This window comes from Streptomyces sp. NPDC030296 (genome assembly GCF_055572815.1).
Map to the genome: position 1 here is coordinate 236,515 of NZ_JBVICQ010000006.1, position 16,408 is coordinate 252,922.

Below are 16,408 nucleotides of genomic sequence, written 5' to 3' on the forward strand. Positions count from 1 at the left end.
GGGGGGATCAGGTGAGGCCGGGTGGGCAGGTGGCGAGCAGGGGCAGCAGCGGCACCGTCACCGCCAGGGCGGCCATGGTGGGGGACAGCGCCCGGTGGGGAGCCCGGGGCGGGCCGAGTACGCGCCGCATCCGGATCAGCACCGCCCGGCCGCCCGCCCCGAACGCGCCCCGCGGTGCCCGGGCCGCCGCCATCTCGTACATCGCGGTCGCCAGGGCCTCGCGGGAATGCCCGCGCAGCGCGCGGTCGTCGGCGACCAACTCCAGCAGCAGCGCCGTCTGCTCCCGGACATGGCGGGCCACGGGCAGCAGGCGGAAGACGGAGTGGAACGCCTCCGCGGCGGCCAGCACCAGATGGTGACGGCCCGTGACATGGGCCTGCTCGTGCTCCAGCACGGCACCGAGCTGCTCGGCCGTCAGCTCACGGACGGCCCCGTCACTGACCACGATCCGGGGCGAGCGACCCGGCAGACAGTAGGCGGCGGGCACGTCGTACGGCAGGACGACGGCACCCAGCCGGTCCGACCGGCGCCCCACCAGATCCACCGCCCGCCGGTGCCGCGCCCGCGCCCGGCGGGCCCGTACGGCGTGGAAGGCGAAGCTCCCCGCCAGGGCGAGGCCCAGCGAGGCGGGCAGGGCCACGGCGACCCGGGCGGCGGTCCGCGGATCGGCGCCGCTCCCGAGGACGGCCAGCCCGCAGGAGTGCAGCAGACCCAGCAGTCCCGCGTGCGGATGCCCGGCGGGCATGGCCAGGTGGTACGCGGTCAGCGCGACGCCCAGCGCGAACGACAGGGCCAGCGCGTGCCAGACCGCGAGGGCGGCGGCGGGCGCCCGGTGCGGCCAGTCGGCCCGCACGAGCAGCGGCGGCGCGACGAAGCCCACCAGGGCCGTGTAGGCGACCAGGACGGGCGTCGCGTTCACGGCTTCGCCTGTCGTCCCATGGTCCGCAGGGCCTTGCGCAGGGCGGCCACCTCTTCCTCGGTCATGTTCTCCACGAAGTGGACCAGCGCGGCCGGGCGGTCCTTGCTCGCGCCCAGACCGTCCTCCATCAGCGCGGCGGCGTACGCCTCGCGGCTGCGGACGGGTGAGTAGAGCCACGCTCGGCCCTGCTTGCCGCGCAGCAACCAGCCCTTGTTGTAGAGGATGTTGGTGACCGTCATCACCGTCGTGTAGGCCACGGGCCGGGTCAGGTTGATGTCGTCGACGACCTCGCGCACCGTCGCGGGACGGTTCCACGTCCAGAGGCGGTCCATGATCTCCGCTTCCAGTTCCCCCAGCCGGCGCATGCCCTGACTCCCTCGTCCCACCCGACGTGCACAACGGATACGTAAGTCCATAGTAGGTTAGTAGAACTGACGGCCCTGCCCGCAGGGGTCGTCACGACACACAAGGGACCCATGAACCGTGCCCACGACGGGGCCGTGATCGGCCTCGGAACGCCGCACCGCCGGCCGCGCCAGCCCCTGCGGGCCCGCGGCCTTCTGGTGTGCGGGCTGCTGCTGGGCCTGCTCGGCATGCACGGTCTCGGACCTGTCCCCGCGCCCCACGAAGCCGCCGCCGGACACGACCGCATGACGGCGAGCGCGACGCGCGCGGGCGCGGAGGCGCCCGTTCGGGTGTCGATGCCCGGGGCGTGCGGTCACGACACCGACGGCGGCACGGGACACCTGCACCACGCGGACCCGACCTGCGCCTCGGCATCCGTCGGCCAGACCCCGGCCGTGGTGCCGGTGCTGGTGCCCGACGTGGTGACGTGGGCCGAACGGGCGCACGCTTGGGCGTCGTTGACGGGCTCCGGCCCCGAAGGCGGCCGCGCGCCACCGACCCTCGCCGAACTCCAACTCCTGCGGATCTAGAGAAGCCCGCACGCCGCCGCGCGCCCACCGGGCCGGCGCCGTGCCCCGGAACGCCCCCCTTCCGGCTTCTCGATCCGAACCAACGCAGGAGTACCACCATGACCGCATCCCGCGGATTCCTCCGTCGTGCCGCCCTCACCGTCACCGCCGGTGCCGCCGCCCTCGTCCTGACCGCGTGCGGCGGCGACAGCGACGGTGACAGCCACGACATGGGCTCGATGGCCTCCGAGTCCGGCTCCCCCAAGGCCGGTTCGTCCGGCAAGGCCGGGGCGGGCGGCCACAACAAGGCGGACGTCGGCTTCGCCGAGGAGATGATCCAGCACCACCGGCAGGCCGTGGACATGGCCGAACTCGCCGACAGCCGCGCCGCCTCACCGGAGGTCAAGGAACTCGCCACCAAGATCAAGGGTGCCCAGGCCCCGGAGATCGAGACGATGTCCGGCTGGCTCACCGCCTGGGGCGAGAAGGTCCCCGAGGACATGGCCGGCATGGGTCACGACATGGCGTCCGGCATGCCCGGCATGATGAGCGCGGAGGACATGGCCGCCCTGGAGAAGGCGTCCGGCGCGGCCTTCGACGAGAAGTTCCTGAAGCTGATGGTCGAGCACCACGAGGGTGCCGTGGAGATGGCCGAGACCGAGCAGGCGGAAGGGGAGTACGCTCCCGCGATCGACCTCGCCGAGGACGTCATCACGGCCCAGACCGCCGAGATCAAGCAGATGAACAAGATGCTCGACAAGAGCTGACGTTCGCGGGGCGGCGGGTATCGGGTGGCGGTCGGCCGGGCCAGGGGCGGCTCGTGTGCCTTCCCCCAGGGCCATCCCTACCAGCGATCCGGCCGCCCCGGCCACCGCCCCCGTCGCCCAGTCGCGCGACTTCCCGTCGCGCGACTCCCCGGCTGACGGCGGTCCCGGCCGTACGCCGCTCAGATGTCCCTGAAGGTCTCGATCTGTGCCCCCACCGTGTTGAGGCGCTCCGCGAGGTCCTCGTAACCGCGGTTGATGACGTAGACGTTGCGGAGGACGGACGTGCCCTCGGCGGCCATCATCGCGAGGAGGACGACCACGGCGGGGCGCAGGGCCGGCGGGCACATCATCTCGGCCGCGCGCCAGCGGGTCGGGCCCTCGACGAGGACCCGGTGCGGGTCGAGGAGTTGGAGGCGGCCGCCGAGGCGGTTGAGGTCGGTGAGGTAGATCGCCCGGTTGTCGTACACCCAGTCGTGGATGAGGGTCTTGCCCTGGGCGACGGCGGCGATGGCCGCGAAGAACGGGACGTTGTCGATGTTCAGGCCGGGGAACGGCATCGGGTGGATCTTGTCGATCGGCGCCTGGAGCTTCGAGGGCCGGACGGTGAGGTCCACCAGGCGCGTACGGCCGTTGTCGGCGAAGTACTCCGTCGTGCGGTCGTGGTCGAGGCCCATCTCCTCCAGGACCGCCAGCTCGATCTCCAGGAACTCGATCGGCACCCGGCGCACCGTCAGCTCCGACTCGGTGACGACCGCCGCGGCGAGCAGGCTCATCGCCTCGACCGGGTCCTCGGAGGGGGAGTAGTCGACGTCCGCGTCGATGTGCGGCACACCGTGCACCGTGAGCGTGGTCGTGCCGATGCCCTCGACCCGGACGCCGAGCGCCTCCAGGAAGAAGCACAGGTCCTGGACCATGTAGTTGGACGAGGCGTTGCGGATGACGGTCACACCGTTGTGGCGGGCCGCGGCGAGCAGCGCGTTCTCGGTCACCGTGTCGCCGCGCTCGGTCAGCACGATCGGGCGGCCCGGCGTCACGGACCGGTCCACCTCGGCGTGGTAGAGGCCCTCGGTCGCGGTGATGTCCAGCCCGAACCGGCGCAGTGCGATCATGTGCGGCTCGATGGTCCGCGTACCGAGGTCGCAGCCGCCCGCGTACGGCAGCTTGAAGTGGTCCATGCGGTGCAGCAGCGGACCGAGGAACATGATGATCGACCGGGTGCGGCGGGCCGCCTCCGCGTCGATCGCCGCCAGGTCCAGCTGGGCCGGGGGCACGATCTCCAGGTCGACGCCGTCGTTGATCCAGCGGGTGCGGACGCCGATGGAGCCGAGCACCTCCAGCAGGCGGTACACCTCCTCGATCCGGGCCACCCGGCGCAGTACCGTGCGCCCCTTGTTCAACAGGGAGGCGCACAGCAGTGCGACACACGCGTTCTTGCTGGTCTTCACATCGATCGAACCGGAGAGCCGGCGCCCGCCGACCACCCGCAGATGCATCGGACCCGCGTACCCCAGCGAGACGATCTCGCTGTCCAGGGCCTCACCGATGCGAGCGATCATCTCAAGGCTGATGTTCTGGTTGCCGCGCTCGATACGGTTCACCGCGCTCTGACTCGTCCCCAGAGCCTCCGCCAACTGCGACTGTGTCCAGCCACGATGCTGTCGGGCGTCACGGATGAGCCTGCCGATGCGTACGAGGTAGTCGTCGGTCATGCGGTGAGGCTATCTCAGATATGAGATGCGCATGACGTCCGGGTGGGCTGTTCGGGTGGGAGGTCGCCCGGTGGCGCCCGTACTCCCGTGTGAGGGATGCCACTTCTCCCCGGAGGGGTAACGGAAGTGTGCTCCGAACGGCGATTGAGGGTGCGGACGTCGCACGGGCCGAGCCCGGCCGCGATGCCGTGACGGTCCCCGACGCCAGGAGCCCACCATGACGAACCTCCCGTCCCGCCCCGCCGGAACGCGGCCTTCCAACGCCGAACTCGCCGAGATGGCGGCCCGTCTGGACCGCCTGGACCGGCGGATGGAGAGCGGCTGTGCCACCGCCGCCGGGCTGTTCGCGGTCGGCGGCACAGGGGCGCTGGCGTCCGCGGTCCACCAGTACGCGGTGGTGCACGACGGCTCCATGGCCTCCGCGGGGGTGGCGCTGGCGACGGCGCTCTTCGTGGCCGCGACCAGGCTCGCGCGCCGCGTACGTGCTTCCCGGCGCGCCCGAGTGCGCCGCTCGGTGGGGTGAACTTCCCTTGACGCGAAGCGAGTTGCGCCCTGCGGGGCGGCATTCGGCGCGGGGCGTAAAGACAACCGTCCGGCTGTCCCGATTCCCCAGTGAAACAACCCGCAGCACAAGCTCCGCAACACCAGGAGGAAGTATGACCGGACTGGTACCCGAGCCGGTGGACGGGGTCCCGTGCGAGACCACGCCGCCGGCCGCCCCGGTGCCGGGTCCACAGCGGCGCGGCGAGACCGGGACGGACGCCGGTCCGGCGGCGGACGACGGCGACGTGCCGAGTCCCGTGGCGGCGCGTGACGGCGCGGCGGCGCTGGTCGGGGCCGCCGTCCCGGACGCCGTCGCGGTGCCGCCGCCCGCCGCCGTGCCGCCCACCACGCCTCCCGCCGCTGTGCCGGACCCCCGTACGGAGCCGGACGCCGGCCCGCCGCGCTCCCTCACCCCCGAACAGGGGTCGAGGCTGGAGGCCGAGGGCTTCGCGTACGCCGTGGCGCGGGGCGTCGGCGCGCCGGACGCCCGCTACTTCGCCAAAGTGGCGAGCCACGCGGCGGTCACCCGCGTGCCGCCGCTCGCGGAGAAGGCCGCCATCGGCTACACCATCCGCGCGGTCCGCAACCAGATCGCCGACCTGCGGCGCACCCATCCGCGCGAGGTCCCCGTCGAACGGTTCCCCGACCGCGCCACCGGTGACACCACCGCGGAGCAGGTCATCCGCCGCGACGAGGTCCGCCGCGCGCTCCGCATGGTCAGAGAGCTGTTGACGGAGCGCCAGTTCGAGGTTTTCTGGCTGCGTCGGGTCAAGGAGATGACGCTGGACGAGACCGCCGACATCCTCGGCATCCGTCCGGGCACGGTCGCCGCCACCCTCAACAAGGCGGAACGGAAGATCGGACGGCACCTGGCACGCCAGGGTGCCCGGGCCCCGGGGAGGCAGCGGCGCCACCGCGGGTAGCGCGCGTACGGGGATCACGGATTCCGGTGGCCTTCGCCCGGACGGGCCCGGGCCCGAGCCGCGGAGGCGACCAGAGACCGTGATCCCCGGGCGGGCCTTACCCGGGCCCTGGCAAGCCCAACGATCGGGGGAAAAGGGGTTCGAATGGATGAATCGGAGAACGAGGCCATGACGGCGCTCGTCGGCCAGTTGAAGGAGGCCGACGCCGAACTGGTGGCCTATCACCTGGCCGACGGCGTACAGGACGAGGAACTCGTCGTTCACGAGGAACTCGTCGTCCACCACCGCGCCGACGCCGTGGGGGGCGAAGGGGGCCTTCATACGGTCGGTGCCGCCACCGGCCGTCGCGCGGGTCCGGCGGTCGCGGAACGCGACGGCACGCCCGCGGAACGAAGGTCCGGTGCGGGCGGCGGCGAGGACACGAAGGGGGGCCAGGCACACATCGGGGGAGTGTGGGTGGCCCGCCATCTCGTGACCCTGGCCGGCGCGATGGGGGCGGTCGCCGTCGCGGCCGCGCCCGCACCGTGGAGCGTGGTGCTCGGCGTGGTCGTCATCGCGGTCGCCTTCCTCGGCGTGCCGTTGGCGGCGCTGCTGCACGGGCGCCGCGAGCACGACGCGAGGCGCCGCGCGGGGCTGGACCTCATGGCGGGTGGGGCGGCCGCGGTCATCGTCACCGTCGTCGCCGCGTGGGCCGCCGGCCAGCGCAAATAGGGGTGCCGCGAGGAGGGCGGCACGGCACGGGCAGGGCCCCACACGGGGGAGGGGGCGCTGCCCGGTCCCGCCGCCCTCACGCGTCCGCTCCCGCGGCGCACGACGAGGAACGGCCGAAGCGGGAGGGGCCCGGCGAGCTGAACTCGCCGGGCCCGCGAGACCGACGGGGCGGTCGGAAGAGGCGGACACGGGGGGGAAGAGGCCGACACGGGGGTCGGGAGAGGCGGACACGAGGGTACGGCGCACCGGGCCGCCACCGGTCTGGCCCGGGCGACGGGTCAGGTCGTGCGATGACCCTGGCCGCCCGCGACGGTCGACGGGTCGCACCTGGGAGGGTGCGGCGCGGCTCTCCCGACCGCCGCCCCCTCCCCGTTCACCCCCGGCGTGACCGGGTCGAGCGTGTGCGGCGCCAGCCGAAGGGGCCGGGCAGGTCCATGGAGGTCGTACGGCGTCCCGTGCTGCTGCGGGTGTGGCGTGGCCCGTGGTCGCCACCGGTGGTGATGGACCACGAGCGCTTGTTGATGTTCAGGCGCACGCCCGGCAGGATCCGGAAGCTCTTGCGAAAGGTGAGCGGCATGCAAGCCTCCCCTCGAAGGGTCACTGACGCCTTCCGGATACCCCGACTCGGCGAACTGATGGCCGAACACACGGAGTTCGCCGGAACACACCGCGGCCGGCTCATCGTCTGCCGTCCCCGCCCGCGGACATCACGGCTCATCCGGCCGTAGCCGCGGCCCGCTGACCGCGGCCCCAGCCGCTCTCCGGCCGCCGCTGCCCGTCCGTTGACCGCGGTCCCAGCCGCTCTCCGGCCGCCGCTGCCCGTCCGTTGACCGGGGTCCCAGCCGCTCTCCGGCCGCCGCTGACCGTCCGTTGACCGGGGTCCCAGCCGCTCTCCGGCCGCCGCTGCCCGTCCGTTGACCGGGGTCCCAGCCGCTAACCCGGCCGCCGCCCCCCGACCGCGGTCCCAGCCGCTCATCCGGGCGTAGCCGTAGCCGCCGCCCGCCCGCCGACCGCGGTCCCAGCCGGTCGCCACCCGCAGACGCCACCACCTGCGGAGCTCGGACACGCCCATCCCCGACCTCGGACGCGGCCACTCGCCCGCTTCAGACACGGGCGCTCCCGCCCCGGAACACCCGGCACGCACCGGCCCGCCCCCCTCCGGCCGCGGACATGGGCGCACGCCACATCCGCCCGGGCATGACCTGTCCGCGCCCATGTACTAGAGTTATCTCGACATCGAGATATCTGCCGAGGCGCACTGCGGCCGCCACCCCGGTAAGGGGAGCCTAACTTAGCCTTACCTTAGCGGACCGGCCAAGAGGGCGTGGCGGCAGGATGCGGTGGAACGCGCACATGGAATGAAGGAGACTGTCGTGTCGGCGAACAGCTTCGACGCCCGCAGCACGCTGCAGGTGGGCGACGAGTCGTACGAGATCTTCCGGCTGGACAAGGTGGAGGGCTCGGCTCGCCTGCCCTACAGCCTCAAGGTCCTGCTGGAGAACCTGCTCCGCACGGAGGACGGCGCGAACATCACCGCCGACCACATTCGTGCCCTCGGCAACTGGGACTCCCAGGCTCAGCCCAGCCAGGAGATCCAGTTCACGCCGGCCCGCGTGATCATGCAGGACTTCACCGGCGTTCCCTGTGTGGTGGACCTCGCCACCATGCGTGAGGCCGTCAAGGCCCTCGGCGGCGACCCGGCGAAGGTCAACCCGCTCTCCCCGGCCGAGATGGTCATCGACCACTCCGTCATCGCCGACAAGTTCGGCACCAACGACGCCTTCAAGCAGAACGTCGACCTGGAGTACGGCCGCAACAAGGAGCGCTACCAGTTCCTGCGCTGGGGCCAGACCGCGTTCGACGACTTCAAGGTCGTCCCCCCGGGCACCGGCATCGTCCACCAGGTCAACATCGAGCACCTGGCGCGCACCGTCATGGTCCGTAACGGCCAGGCCTACCCCGACACCCTCGTCGGCACCGACTCCCACACCACCATGGTCAACGGCCTCGGTGTGCTCGGCTGGGGCGTCGGCGGCATCGAGGCCGAGGCCGCGATGCTCGGTCAGCCGGTGTCGATGCTCATCCCGCGCGTCGTCGGCTTCAAGCTGACCGGCGAGCTGACCCCCGGCACCACCGCCACCGACCTCGTGCTCACCATCACCGAGATGCTGCGCAAGCACGGTGTCGTCGGCAAGTTCGTCGAGTTCTACGGTGAGGGTGTCGCCGCCACCTCCCTGGCCAACCGCGCCACCATCGGCAACATGTCGCCGGAGTTCGGCTCCACCGCCGCGATCTTCCCGATCGACGCCGAGACGATCAGCTACCTGAAGCTCACCGGCCGCTCCGAGCAGCAGCTCGCGCTCGTCGAGGCGTACGCCAAGGAGCAGGGCCTCTGGCTGGACCCGGCCGCCGAGCCCGACTTCTCCGAGAAGCTGGAGCTCGACCTCTCCACGGTCGTCCCCTCCATCGCCGGCCCGAAGCGCCCGCAGGACCGCATCGTCCTCGCGAACGCCGCCGAGCAGTTCAAGCAGGACGTCCGCACCTACGTCAACGACGAGTACGAGGCCAGCAAGGAGTCCTTCCCCGGCTCCGACGCCCCGTCGACGATCCCGAACGGCACCCCGTCCAACCCGGTCACCGTGACCGCGCCCGACGGCTCGTCGTACGAGATCGACCACGGCGCGGTGACGGTCGCGGCCATCACCTCCTGCACCAACACCTCCAACCCGTACGTCATGGTCGCCGCCGCGCTCGTCGCGAAGAAGGCCGTGGAGAAGGGCCTGACCCGCAAGCCGTGGGTCAAGACCACCCTCGCCCCGGGCTCGAAGGTCGTCACCGACTACTTCGACAAGGCCGGTCTGACGCCGTACCTCGACAAGGTCGGCTTCAACCTCGTCGGCTACGGCTGCACCACCTGCATCGGCAACTCCGGCCCGCTGCCGGAGGAGGTCTCCAAGGCCGTCAACGACCACGACCTCGCGGTCACCTCGGTCCTCTCCGGCAACCGGAACTTCGAGGGCCGGATCAACCCCGACGTCAAGATGAACTACCTGGCCTCCCCGCCGCTGGTCGTCGCGTACGCCATTGCGGGCTCCATGAAGGTGGACATCACCAAGGACGCCCTCGGCACCGACCAGGACGGCAAGCCGGTCTACCTCCAGGACATCTGGCCGACCGAGGCCGAGGTCAACGACGTCGTCGCCAACGCCATCGGCGAGGACATGTTCTCCAAGTCCTACCAGGACGTCTTCGCGGGCGACGCCCAGTGGCAGGCGCTGTCGATCCCGACCGGCGACACCTTCGAGTGGGACCCGGAGTCGACCTACGTCCGCAAGCCCCCGTACTTCGAGGGCATGACGATGGAGACCACCCCGGTCACCGACATCGTCGGCGCCCGCGTCCTGGCCAAGCTGGGCGACTCGGTCACCACCGACCACATCTCCCCGGCCGGTGCCATCAAGGCCGACACCCCGGCCGGCAAGTACCTCACCGAGCACGGTGTGGAGCGTCGTGACTTCAACTCCTACGGCTCCCGCCGAGGCAACCACGAGGTCATGATCCGCGGCACGTTCGCCAACATCCGCCTGCGCAACCAGATCGCGCCGGGCACCGAGGGCGGCTACACCCGCGACTTCACGCAGGAGGGCGGCCCGGTCTCCTTCATCTACGACGCGTCGCAGAACTACCAGGCCGCCGGCATCCCGCTGGTCATCCTGGGCGGCAAGGAGTACGGCTCCGGCTCGTCCCGCGACTGGGCGGCCAAGGGCACCGCGCTCCTCGGCGTCAAGGCCGTCATCACCGAGTCGTACGAGCGCATCCACCGCTCGAACCTCATCGGCATGGGCGTCCTCCCGCTGCAGTTCCCGGCCGGCCAGTCGGCCGACACGCTCGGTCTGACCGGCGAGGAGACCTTCTCCATCACCGGCGTCACCGAGCTGAACGAGGGCACGACCCCGAGCACGGTGAAGGTCACCACCGACACGGGCGTCGAGTTCGACGCGGTCGTCCGCATCGACACCCCCGGTGAGGCCGACTACTACCGCAACGGCGGCATCATGCAGTACGTGCTGCGCAACCTGATCCGCAACTGAGCGATCCGGTAGGGCAGTTGAGGGTCGCATCCCCGGCGACGGGGGTGCGGCCCTCCGTCGTGCACCGGGGCGGACGGCCCTCCGCCGCGCCCACGTTCCCCTCCTCGCGCCAACGGTTTACAACCGAACCACTTCGCGCTAGCTTCCGAAGCAGGTGGGGGTGGGAGCGCTCCCATTCGAGCGGCGGACCGGAACCCGCCCCTCGGGGGACCGTTCCCGCCCCGCACCACTCATGTGTACGCACGCACCCGCACGTTCCTCAAGGCCGTACACCCAAGGAGCGTTTGTCATGCATATGACAACATCGCGATTGAGGCTGCCCGAACGGCACCGCGCGCTGCTGCTCGTCCTGCTGGCCCTCGTGACGACGATCCCGGCGCTCGGCCTGGTCGTCACCGCCGCCAGCGGCAGGGCGGAGGCGCACGGCACGCCGATGAAGCCCGGCAGCCGTACCTTCCTGTGCTGGCAGGACGGGCTGACCGACGCCGGTGAGATCAAACCGGTCAACCCGGCCTGCCGGGCGGCACAGCAGACGAGCGGGACGACCCCGTTCTACAACTGGTTCTCGGTGCTCCGCTCGGACGGCGGCGGCCGCACCCGGGGCTTCGTCCCGGACGGCCAGCTGTGCAGCGGTGGCAACACCAACTTCACCGGCTTCAACACACCCAGCAGGGACTGGCCGCTGACCCACCTCACCGCCGGCGCGAACGTCGACTTCTCGTACAACGCGTGGGCCGCGCATCCGGGCTGGTTCTACGTGTACATCACCAAGGACGGCTTCGACCCGACGAAGACGCTCACCTGGAACGACATCGAGGACCGGCCGTTCCTGAGCGTCGACCACCCGCGGCTGAACGGCAGCCCGGGCACGGTCGAGGCCAACTACTCCTGGCGGGGTCAGCTCCCCGCGAACAAGTCGGGCCGCCACATCATCTACATGGTCTGGCAGCGCTCCGACAGCCAGGAGACCTTCTACTCCTGCTCCGACGTCGTCTTCGACGGCGGCAACGGCGAGGTGACCGGCGTCAAGGAGCCGGGCAACCCCACCGAGCCGGTACCGGGCCAGTGCTCCGCGACCCGCCGTACGACGGGCACGTGGAGCGGCGGCTACCAGTCCGAGGTCGTCGTCAAGAACACCGGTGACGTACCGATGCTCGGCTGGATGGTCGACTGGACCCTGCCGAGCGGCCAGCGGGTCGACAGCCTCTGGAGCGGCACCGCCACCTACAGCGGACAGAACGTGATGGTCCACAACGCCAACTGGAACGGCTCGTTGGCCCCGGGCGCGACGGCGACCTTCGGGTACGTGGTCCAAGGGCCGGGAGGCGATTCCAGTACGACGCTGCCCTGCCGGGTGGGGTAGGGGCTGAGCGCTCCGGCGAGGGCCTGAGGTGCTCGGGCGGACCGGGTGGGCGGGCGGTGCGTGCCCACCCGGTCCGTGAGCCGAGCCGGTACGGGGGAGACCGGCTCGGGGGAGGAATGGCTCGGCGACCGTCGACGACACGGACAGACAACGTTGTCGAGTGGTCTATACAACACTCTATCCCCTCAACGTCCCACGCCGTCAAATCAGTTGGGGCCCGACGAGCCGCCGGGCCCCTGGTCTCTCACCGTGTTGGCGCGCTCGGTGTCACGACAGCAGTTCCACCTCCGCGAGGGTCGACCGGGTGTCGAGGAGCAGGCGGTAGTGGCGGTAGGGCCTCGGGGTGGGGACGGAGAAGGCGCGGGTCTGGCGGTTCCAGGTGAAGGACTCACCGGAGCGCCTGTCGAGGGTCCGCCAGGTGGTGCCGTCGGCCGAGCCCTGGAGGGTCCAGCCGGTGGGGGCCTCGGCGCGGTCGGCGGACGTCAGGGTGTACTGCACGGCCCTGGTGCGGGCCGGCACCGGCAGGTCCGCCGTCGTCACCGTGGCCTTCGTCGACGACGTGTCGTCGAACAGCTCCCCGTCACCTTCGATGGCGTCCGAGCGCGGCGACGGCACCTTGTCGTCCTTGGTGATCGACACCGGCGCGGCGTTCTCACCCGTGCCCCACCGCGACGGCCTCGGGCCCATGTCGAACTCCAGGAGCCCGCCCTTCGCGAGCAGCGCGTGCGGCAGCGACGTCGACCGCCATGTCTTGCCGTTGACCTTCAAGCCCTGAACGTAGACGTTCCTCGCGCTGTTCTTCGGGGCCCGGACCACCAGGTCCCGGCCGTTCTCCAGATGGACCGTCGCCTCGGTGAACAGGGGCGAGCCGATGGCGTACTCGCCGCTGCCCATCACCAGCGGATAGAAGCCGAGCGCCGAGAAGAGGTACCAGGCCGACTGCTCGCCGTTGTCCTCGTCGCCGTGGTAGCCCTGCCCGATGCCGCTGCCGACGTACAGCCGGGACAGCACCTCGCGGACCTTCTCCTGCGCCTTCCACGGCTGCCCGGCCGCGTCGTACATGTAGATCGCGTGATGGGCGACCTGGTTGGAGTGGCCGTACATGCCCATCCGTACGTCTCGTGCCTCGGTCATCTCGTGGATGACGCCGCCGTAGGAGCCGGTGAAGTCGGGCGAGGCCGTCTCCGGCGTGGAGAAGTAGGTGTCCAGCTTTTTCGCCAGCCCCGCGCGGCCGCCGTACAGGTTCGCCAGGCCCTTGCTGTCCTGGGGCGCGGTGAACGCGTATCCCCAGCCGTTGGTCTCCGTGTAGTCGTGGCCCCAGACCCGCGGGTCGTACGCCGACGAGTCCAGCCGCCACTTCCCGGTGGCGTCCCGCCCCTGGAAGAACCCGGCGTCCTTGTCGAACAGCTGCACGTAGTCCCGCGCCCGGTCGAGGAAGTACGCCGACTCCTCCCGGTACCGCTTCTCACCCGTCCGCTCGTACAGGGCCCGGCCCATCCGGGCGATGCCGTAGTCGTTGAGGTAGCCCTCCAGCGCCCACGACAGGCCCTCGTGGGTGTCGGTGGCGGTGTAGCCGAGGAAGGGGGAGGAGGCCATGCCCTTGCGCCCGACGCCCGGGTTCGGGGGGACGACCGTGGCGTTCTTCACGGCCGCCTCGTACGCCGCCTTCGCGTCGAAGTCGACGCCCTTGACGTATGCGTCCGCGAACGCCACGTCCGAGGAGGTGCCCGTCATCAGGTCCGCGTACCCGGGGGAGGACCAGCGGGAGGTCCAGCCGCCGTCCTTGTACTGCTGCACGAAACCGTCCACCAGCTCGCCCGCCCGGGACGGCGTCAGCAGCGAGTAGGCCGGCCACGTCGTCCGGTAGGTGTCCCAGAAGCCGTTGTTGACGTACACCTTGCCCTCGACGATCTTCGCGCCCGTGTGGGTCGGGGTGTCCGGGCCCGGCATGGGGGAGAACGGCGAGGCGTACCGGTGGGTCGAACCGACCTTCTCGAAGCCCGAGTTGGGGTAGAGGTACAGCCGGTACAGGTTGGAGTACAGCGTGGTCAGCTGGTCGGGGGTCGCGCCCTCGACCTCCACCCGGCCGAGGAGCCGGTCCCACTGCGCCCGCGCCCGGTCCCGGACCCTCTCGAAGGCGGTGCCCTCCGGGATCTCCTGGCGCAGATTGTCCTTCGCCTGGTCGAGGCTGATGAGGGAGGTGGCCAGGCGGAGGGTCACCGTCCGGTCCGCGCCCGCGTCGAAACGGAGGTGGCCCCTGACCCCGGCGGAGTCGCCGCCGGTCACCGGCTTGTCGAACACCCCGTACACGAAGAGGCGGGTCGCGCCCGTCGACAGCCCGGACTTCACATCTGAGAATCCCGTGACGACCCCGGCCTCCTTGTCGAGGGTCAGGCCCGCCTGGTCGGTGACGTTGTCGAAGAGGACACTCGCGTCGTCCCCCGGATAGGTGAAGCGGAGCACCGCCGCGTGGTCCGTCGGCGCCATCTCCGCCTTGATCCCGTTCTCGAAGCGGACCCCGTAGTAGTACGGCCGGGCCGTCTCGTTCTCGTGCCGGAACGCCAGCGCCCGCGCCGTGCGGCCCAGGTCGGGGGTGCCGGCGGCGGCCGACGGCATCACCTGGAAGGTCTGCCGGTCACCCATCCAGGGGCTCGGCTCATGACTCGCGCTGAACGCCTGGACGGTCGGCAGGTTGTCCCCGTTGTTGGCCCGCGCGTAGTCGTACAGCCAGCTGAGCGAGCCCGCGTTGGTCACCGGCGTCCAGAAGTTGAAGCCATGGGGGACCGCCGTCGCCGGGAAGTTGTTGCCGCGGGAGAAGCCGCCGCTGGAGTTCGTTCCCCTGGTGGTCACCGCGTAGTCGGAGAGATGTGCCTTCGGCCGCTCGGGCGCCCGCACCCGCAGGGTCACGTCGTCGAGCCAGCCGCGGAACCTCGCCGGTCCCTTCGGGGAGTCGTACGCCACCAGGACCCGGTCCACCGTCTTCCCGGCCGCGACCGACCCGATCCGGGAGACGACGTCGTTCCACTGGTTGACGTACAGCACCTTCGCCGCGCCCTGTCCACGCGGCGTGAGGGGGAACCCGTGCTGGTCGACGGCGCGCAGCTCACTGAGCGAGGTGCCGTCCGTGAAGACCAGGTCGACCGCGACATGGGTGGCGTCGTAGTCCAGGTCGCCGTCCGCCATGGACGGGAAGATCCGATATGCCAGCTCGGTGTCCCGCCCGACGGCCACGTCCACGTCGAAGACCTTGTTGTACGAGTGGGCCGGGCCGTCCGCCGTGTGCCGGCCGGCGTAGCGCAGCGCCCGCTTCCCGGTGAAGCCCACCCCGGCCTTGGCGGTCGCCGAGCCGCTCGGCCCCCGGTCGGTGTGGGTGCGCATCTCCTTCGGCGCGGGCGTCTGGCCGCCGCCGGTGGAGAACTGCACGTCGGCGAGCTGGGTGATGGTGGAGGCCCCGTTGTTCCGGGTGATGTCCAGCCGGAAGTGCCGGTACCCGGCGACCGCGTCGGCGGCGATGTCGTACGACTTGGTCAGATACCGCTCGGGGAAGGACTCGCCGGTGCGGGTGTCGAGGGTCCGCCACTCCTTGCCGTCGGTGGAACCCTTCAGGGTCCAGTCCTTCGGATCGCGCCCCTCGGCGTCGTTCGCCGAGGTCAGCGCGTACGTCACCACCTCGACGGGTCGGTCGAGGTCGAACTCCAGCCAGGCGGTGGGCTGGAAGGAGAGCCACTTGGTGCCCGGCTCCCCGTCGACCAGGTTCTCCTTCACCTCCCCGCCGGAGGTGTTCTCGCCGCTCGCCCTGACCTCCGTCACCCGGTCGGTGATGTTGCCGGGGATGCCCGTGGCGTAGCCGCCGTCGACCCCTGAGGCGCGGGGGGAGCCGTCCGGCGCCGTGTCGACGGTGTCGGTCCAGTCGGGTGCCGGATCCCCCGACTCGAAGGAGGAACTGAACTCCCGGTCGGCTGCCGCCGGTCGGGCTGGTAACGCGACGGCGGCCCCCTGCGAGGCCACCACCAGAGCGAACGCGGCGGCGCCGAGCGCCACCGTGGAACCCCATCCGTGCCGCATCCGCGAGCACCCTCCCTGCGCCTGATCACCCGCCCGACCGCCTGGACGATCAAGGGACGACCCGAAGTGGACAACGTTGTCTGCCGTGTTGCGCAGGGACCAGTAGGGGTTCAAGTGCTGTGTGGTGTCAAGGGTGTTGAGTGAGCCATCCGGGTCGGACGGCGGGGAATTTGTGGTCGAGCGGCGCGCGGACGCTCGTATTTCCGCGAGGTCTCAACTCGGAAAAGACCGACGGCCAACCTTGCATTCGATCTTGCTCCCTTGGCGGGAAGTGGACTATACCTGTCGGCGTCCGCATCGTGGTCGCACGACGGTGGACGGGCACTACCTGGGGGGAATTACCGGTGGGCGCGGACGTGTCCGCGCGCGGACCGCCGTCTTGCCCCTGTTGAATCCTCACGCA

At 71.0% G+C, this 16,408-nt stretch carries 12 protein-coding genes; 7 read left to right on the top strand and 5 right to left on the bottom strand.

The genetic code is table 11. The annotated features are described in order from the left end of the window. Positions 1–7: 7 nt before the first annotated feature. Together ACZ4Z3_RS19245 and ACZ4Z3_RS19250 are read right to left on the bottom strand one after the other, a co-directional pair. Complete coding sequence (locus tag ACZ4Z3_RS19245) at positions 8–919, bottom strand: M56 family metallopeptidase (protein WP_468502103.1); 912 nt, start codon at positions 917–919, stop codon at positions 8–10. Further along, a complete protein-coding gene (locus ACZ4Z3_RS19250) occupies positions 916–1,284 on the bottom strand; it encodes a BlaI/MecI/CopY family transcriptional regulator (RefSeq protein ID WP_055521724.1) in 369 nt (122 codons plus the stop codon). The genes ACZ4Z3_RS19245 and ACZ4Z3_RS19250 overlap by 4 nt, the downstream gene beginning before the upstream one ends. Before the next feature lie 111 nt (positions 1,285–1,395). On the opposite strand from ACZ4Z3_RS19250, the gene ACZ4Z3_RS19255 reads away from it, so the two are divergent. Both ACZ4Z3_RS19255 and ACZ4Z3_RS19260 read left to right on the top strand, forming a co-directional pair. Continuing rightward, entirely contained in the window at positions 1,396–1,854 is a 459-nt protein-coding gene (locus ACZ4Z3_RS19255) for a DUF6153 family protein (RefSeq protein WP_468502104.1), read from the top strand. A 98-nt stretch (positions 1,855–1,952) separates the two neighbouring features. After that, positions 1,953–2,600, top strand: coding sequence for a DUF305 domain-containing protein (locus ACZ4Z3_RS19260; RefSeq protein WP_468502105.1), 648 nt, complete (start codon positions 1,953–1,955; stop codon positions 2,598–2,600). A gap of 179 nt (positions 2,601–2,779) precedes the next feature. Here ACZ4Z3_RS19260 and ACZ4Z3_RS19265 read toward each other — a convergent pair whose 3' ends face one another. Next, positions 2,780–4,309, bottom strand: a complete 1,530-nt coding sequence (locus ACZ4Z3_RS19265; protein WP_468502106.1) for a helix-turn-helix domain-containing protein — start codon at positions 4,307–4,309, stop codon at positions 2,780–2,782. A 217-nt stretch (positions 4,310–4,526) separates the two neighbouring features. Here ACZ4Z3_RS19265 and ACZ4Z3_RS19270 point away from each other — a divergent pair, with 217 nt between their 5' ends. The 3 genes from ACZ4Z3_RS19270 (at position 4,527) to ACZ4Z3_RS19280 (ending at position 6,486) form a co-directional block, all read left to right on the top strand. Then, a complete protein-coding gene (locus ACZ4Z3_RS19270) occupies positions 4,527–4,832 on the top strand; it encodes a hypothetical protein (protein WP_468502107.1) in 306 nt (101 codons plus the stop codon). Between the two features lie 133 nt (positions 4,833–4,965). Continuing rightward, a complete protein-coding gene (locus ACZ4Z3_RS19275; RefSeq protein WP_468502108.1) occupies positions 4,966–5,775 on the top strand; it encodes a sigma-70 family RNA polymerase sigma factor in 810 nt (269 codons plus the stop codon). Positions 5,776–5,919: 144 nt separating this feature from the next. Further along, a complete protein-coding gene (locus ACZ4Z3_RS19280) occupies positions 5,920–6,486 on the top strand; it encodes a hypothetical protein (RefSeq protein WP_468502109.1) in 567 nt (188 codons plus the stop codon). A gap of 373 nt (positions 6,487–6,859) precedes the next feature. Here the strand turns inward: ACZ4Z3_RS19280 and ACZ4Z3_RS19285 are convergent, their stop codons facing one another. Next, a complete protein-coding gene (locus tag ACZ4Z3_RS19285) occupies positions 6,860–7,063 on the bottom strand; it encodes a DUF4236 domain-containing protein (protein WP_185093521.1) in 204 nt (67 codons plus the stop codon). A 796-nt stretch (positions 7,064–7,859) separates the two neighbouring features. Between ACZ4Z3_RS19285 and acnA the strand changes: the two genes are divergently transcribed. Further along, positions 7,860–10,577, top strand: coding sequence for an aconitate hydratase AcnA (gene acnA / locus ACZ4Z3_RS19290; protein ID WP_468502110.1), 2,718 nt, complete (start codon positions 7,860–7,862; stop codon positions 10,575–10,577). A 289-nt stretch (positions 10,578–10,866) separates the two neighbouring features. Next, positions 10,867–11,940, top strand: a complete 1,074-nt coding sequence (locus tag ACZ4Z3_RS19295) for a lytic polysaccharide monooxygenase (protein ID WP_468502111.1) — start codon at positions 10,867–10,869, stop codon at positions 11,938–11,940. A gap of 267 nt (positions 11,941–12,207) precedes the next feature. Here the strand turns inward: ACZ4Z3_RS19295 and ACZ4Z3_RS19300 are convergent, their stop codons facing one another. Then, complete coding sequence (locus tag ACZ4Z3_RS19300) at positions 12,208–16,005, bottom strand: GH92 family glycosyl hydrolase (RefSeq protein WP_468502112.1); 3,798 nt, start codon at positions 16,003–16,005, stop codon at positions 12,208–12,210. Positions 16,006–16,408 lie beyond the last annotated feature (403 nt).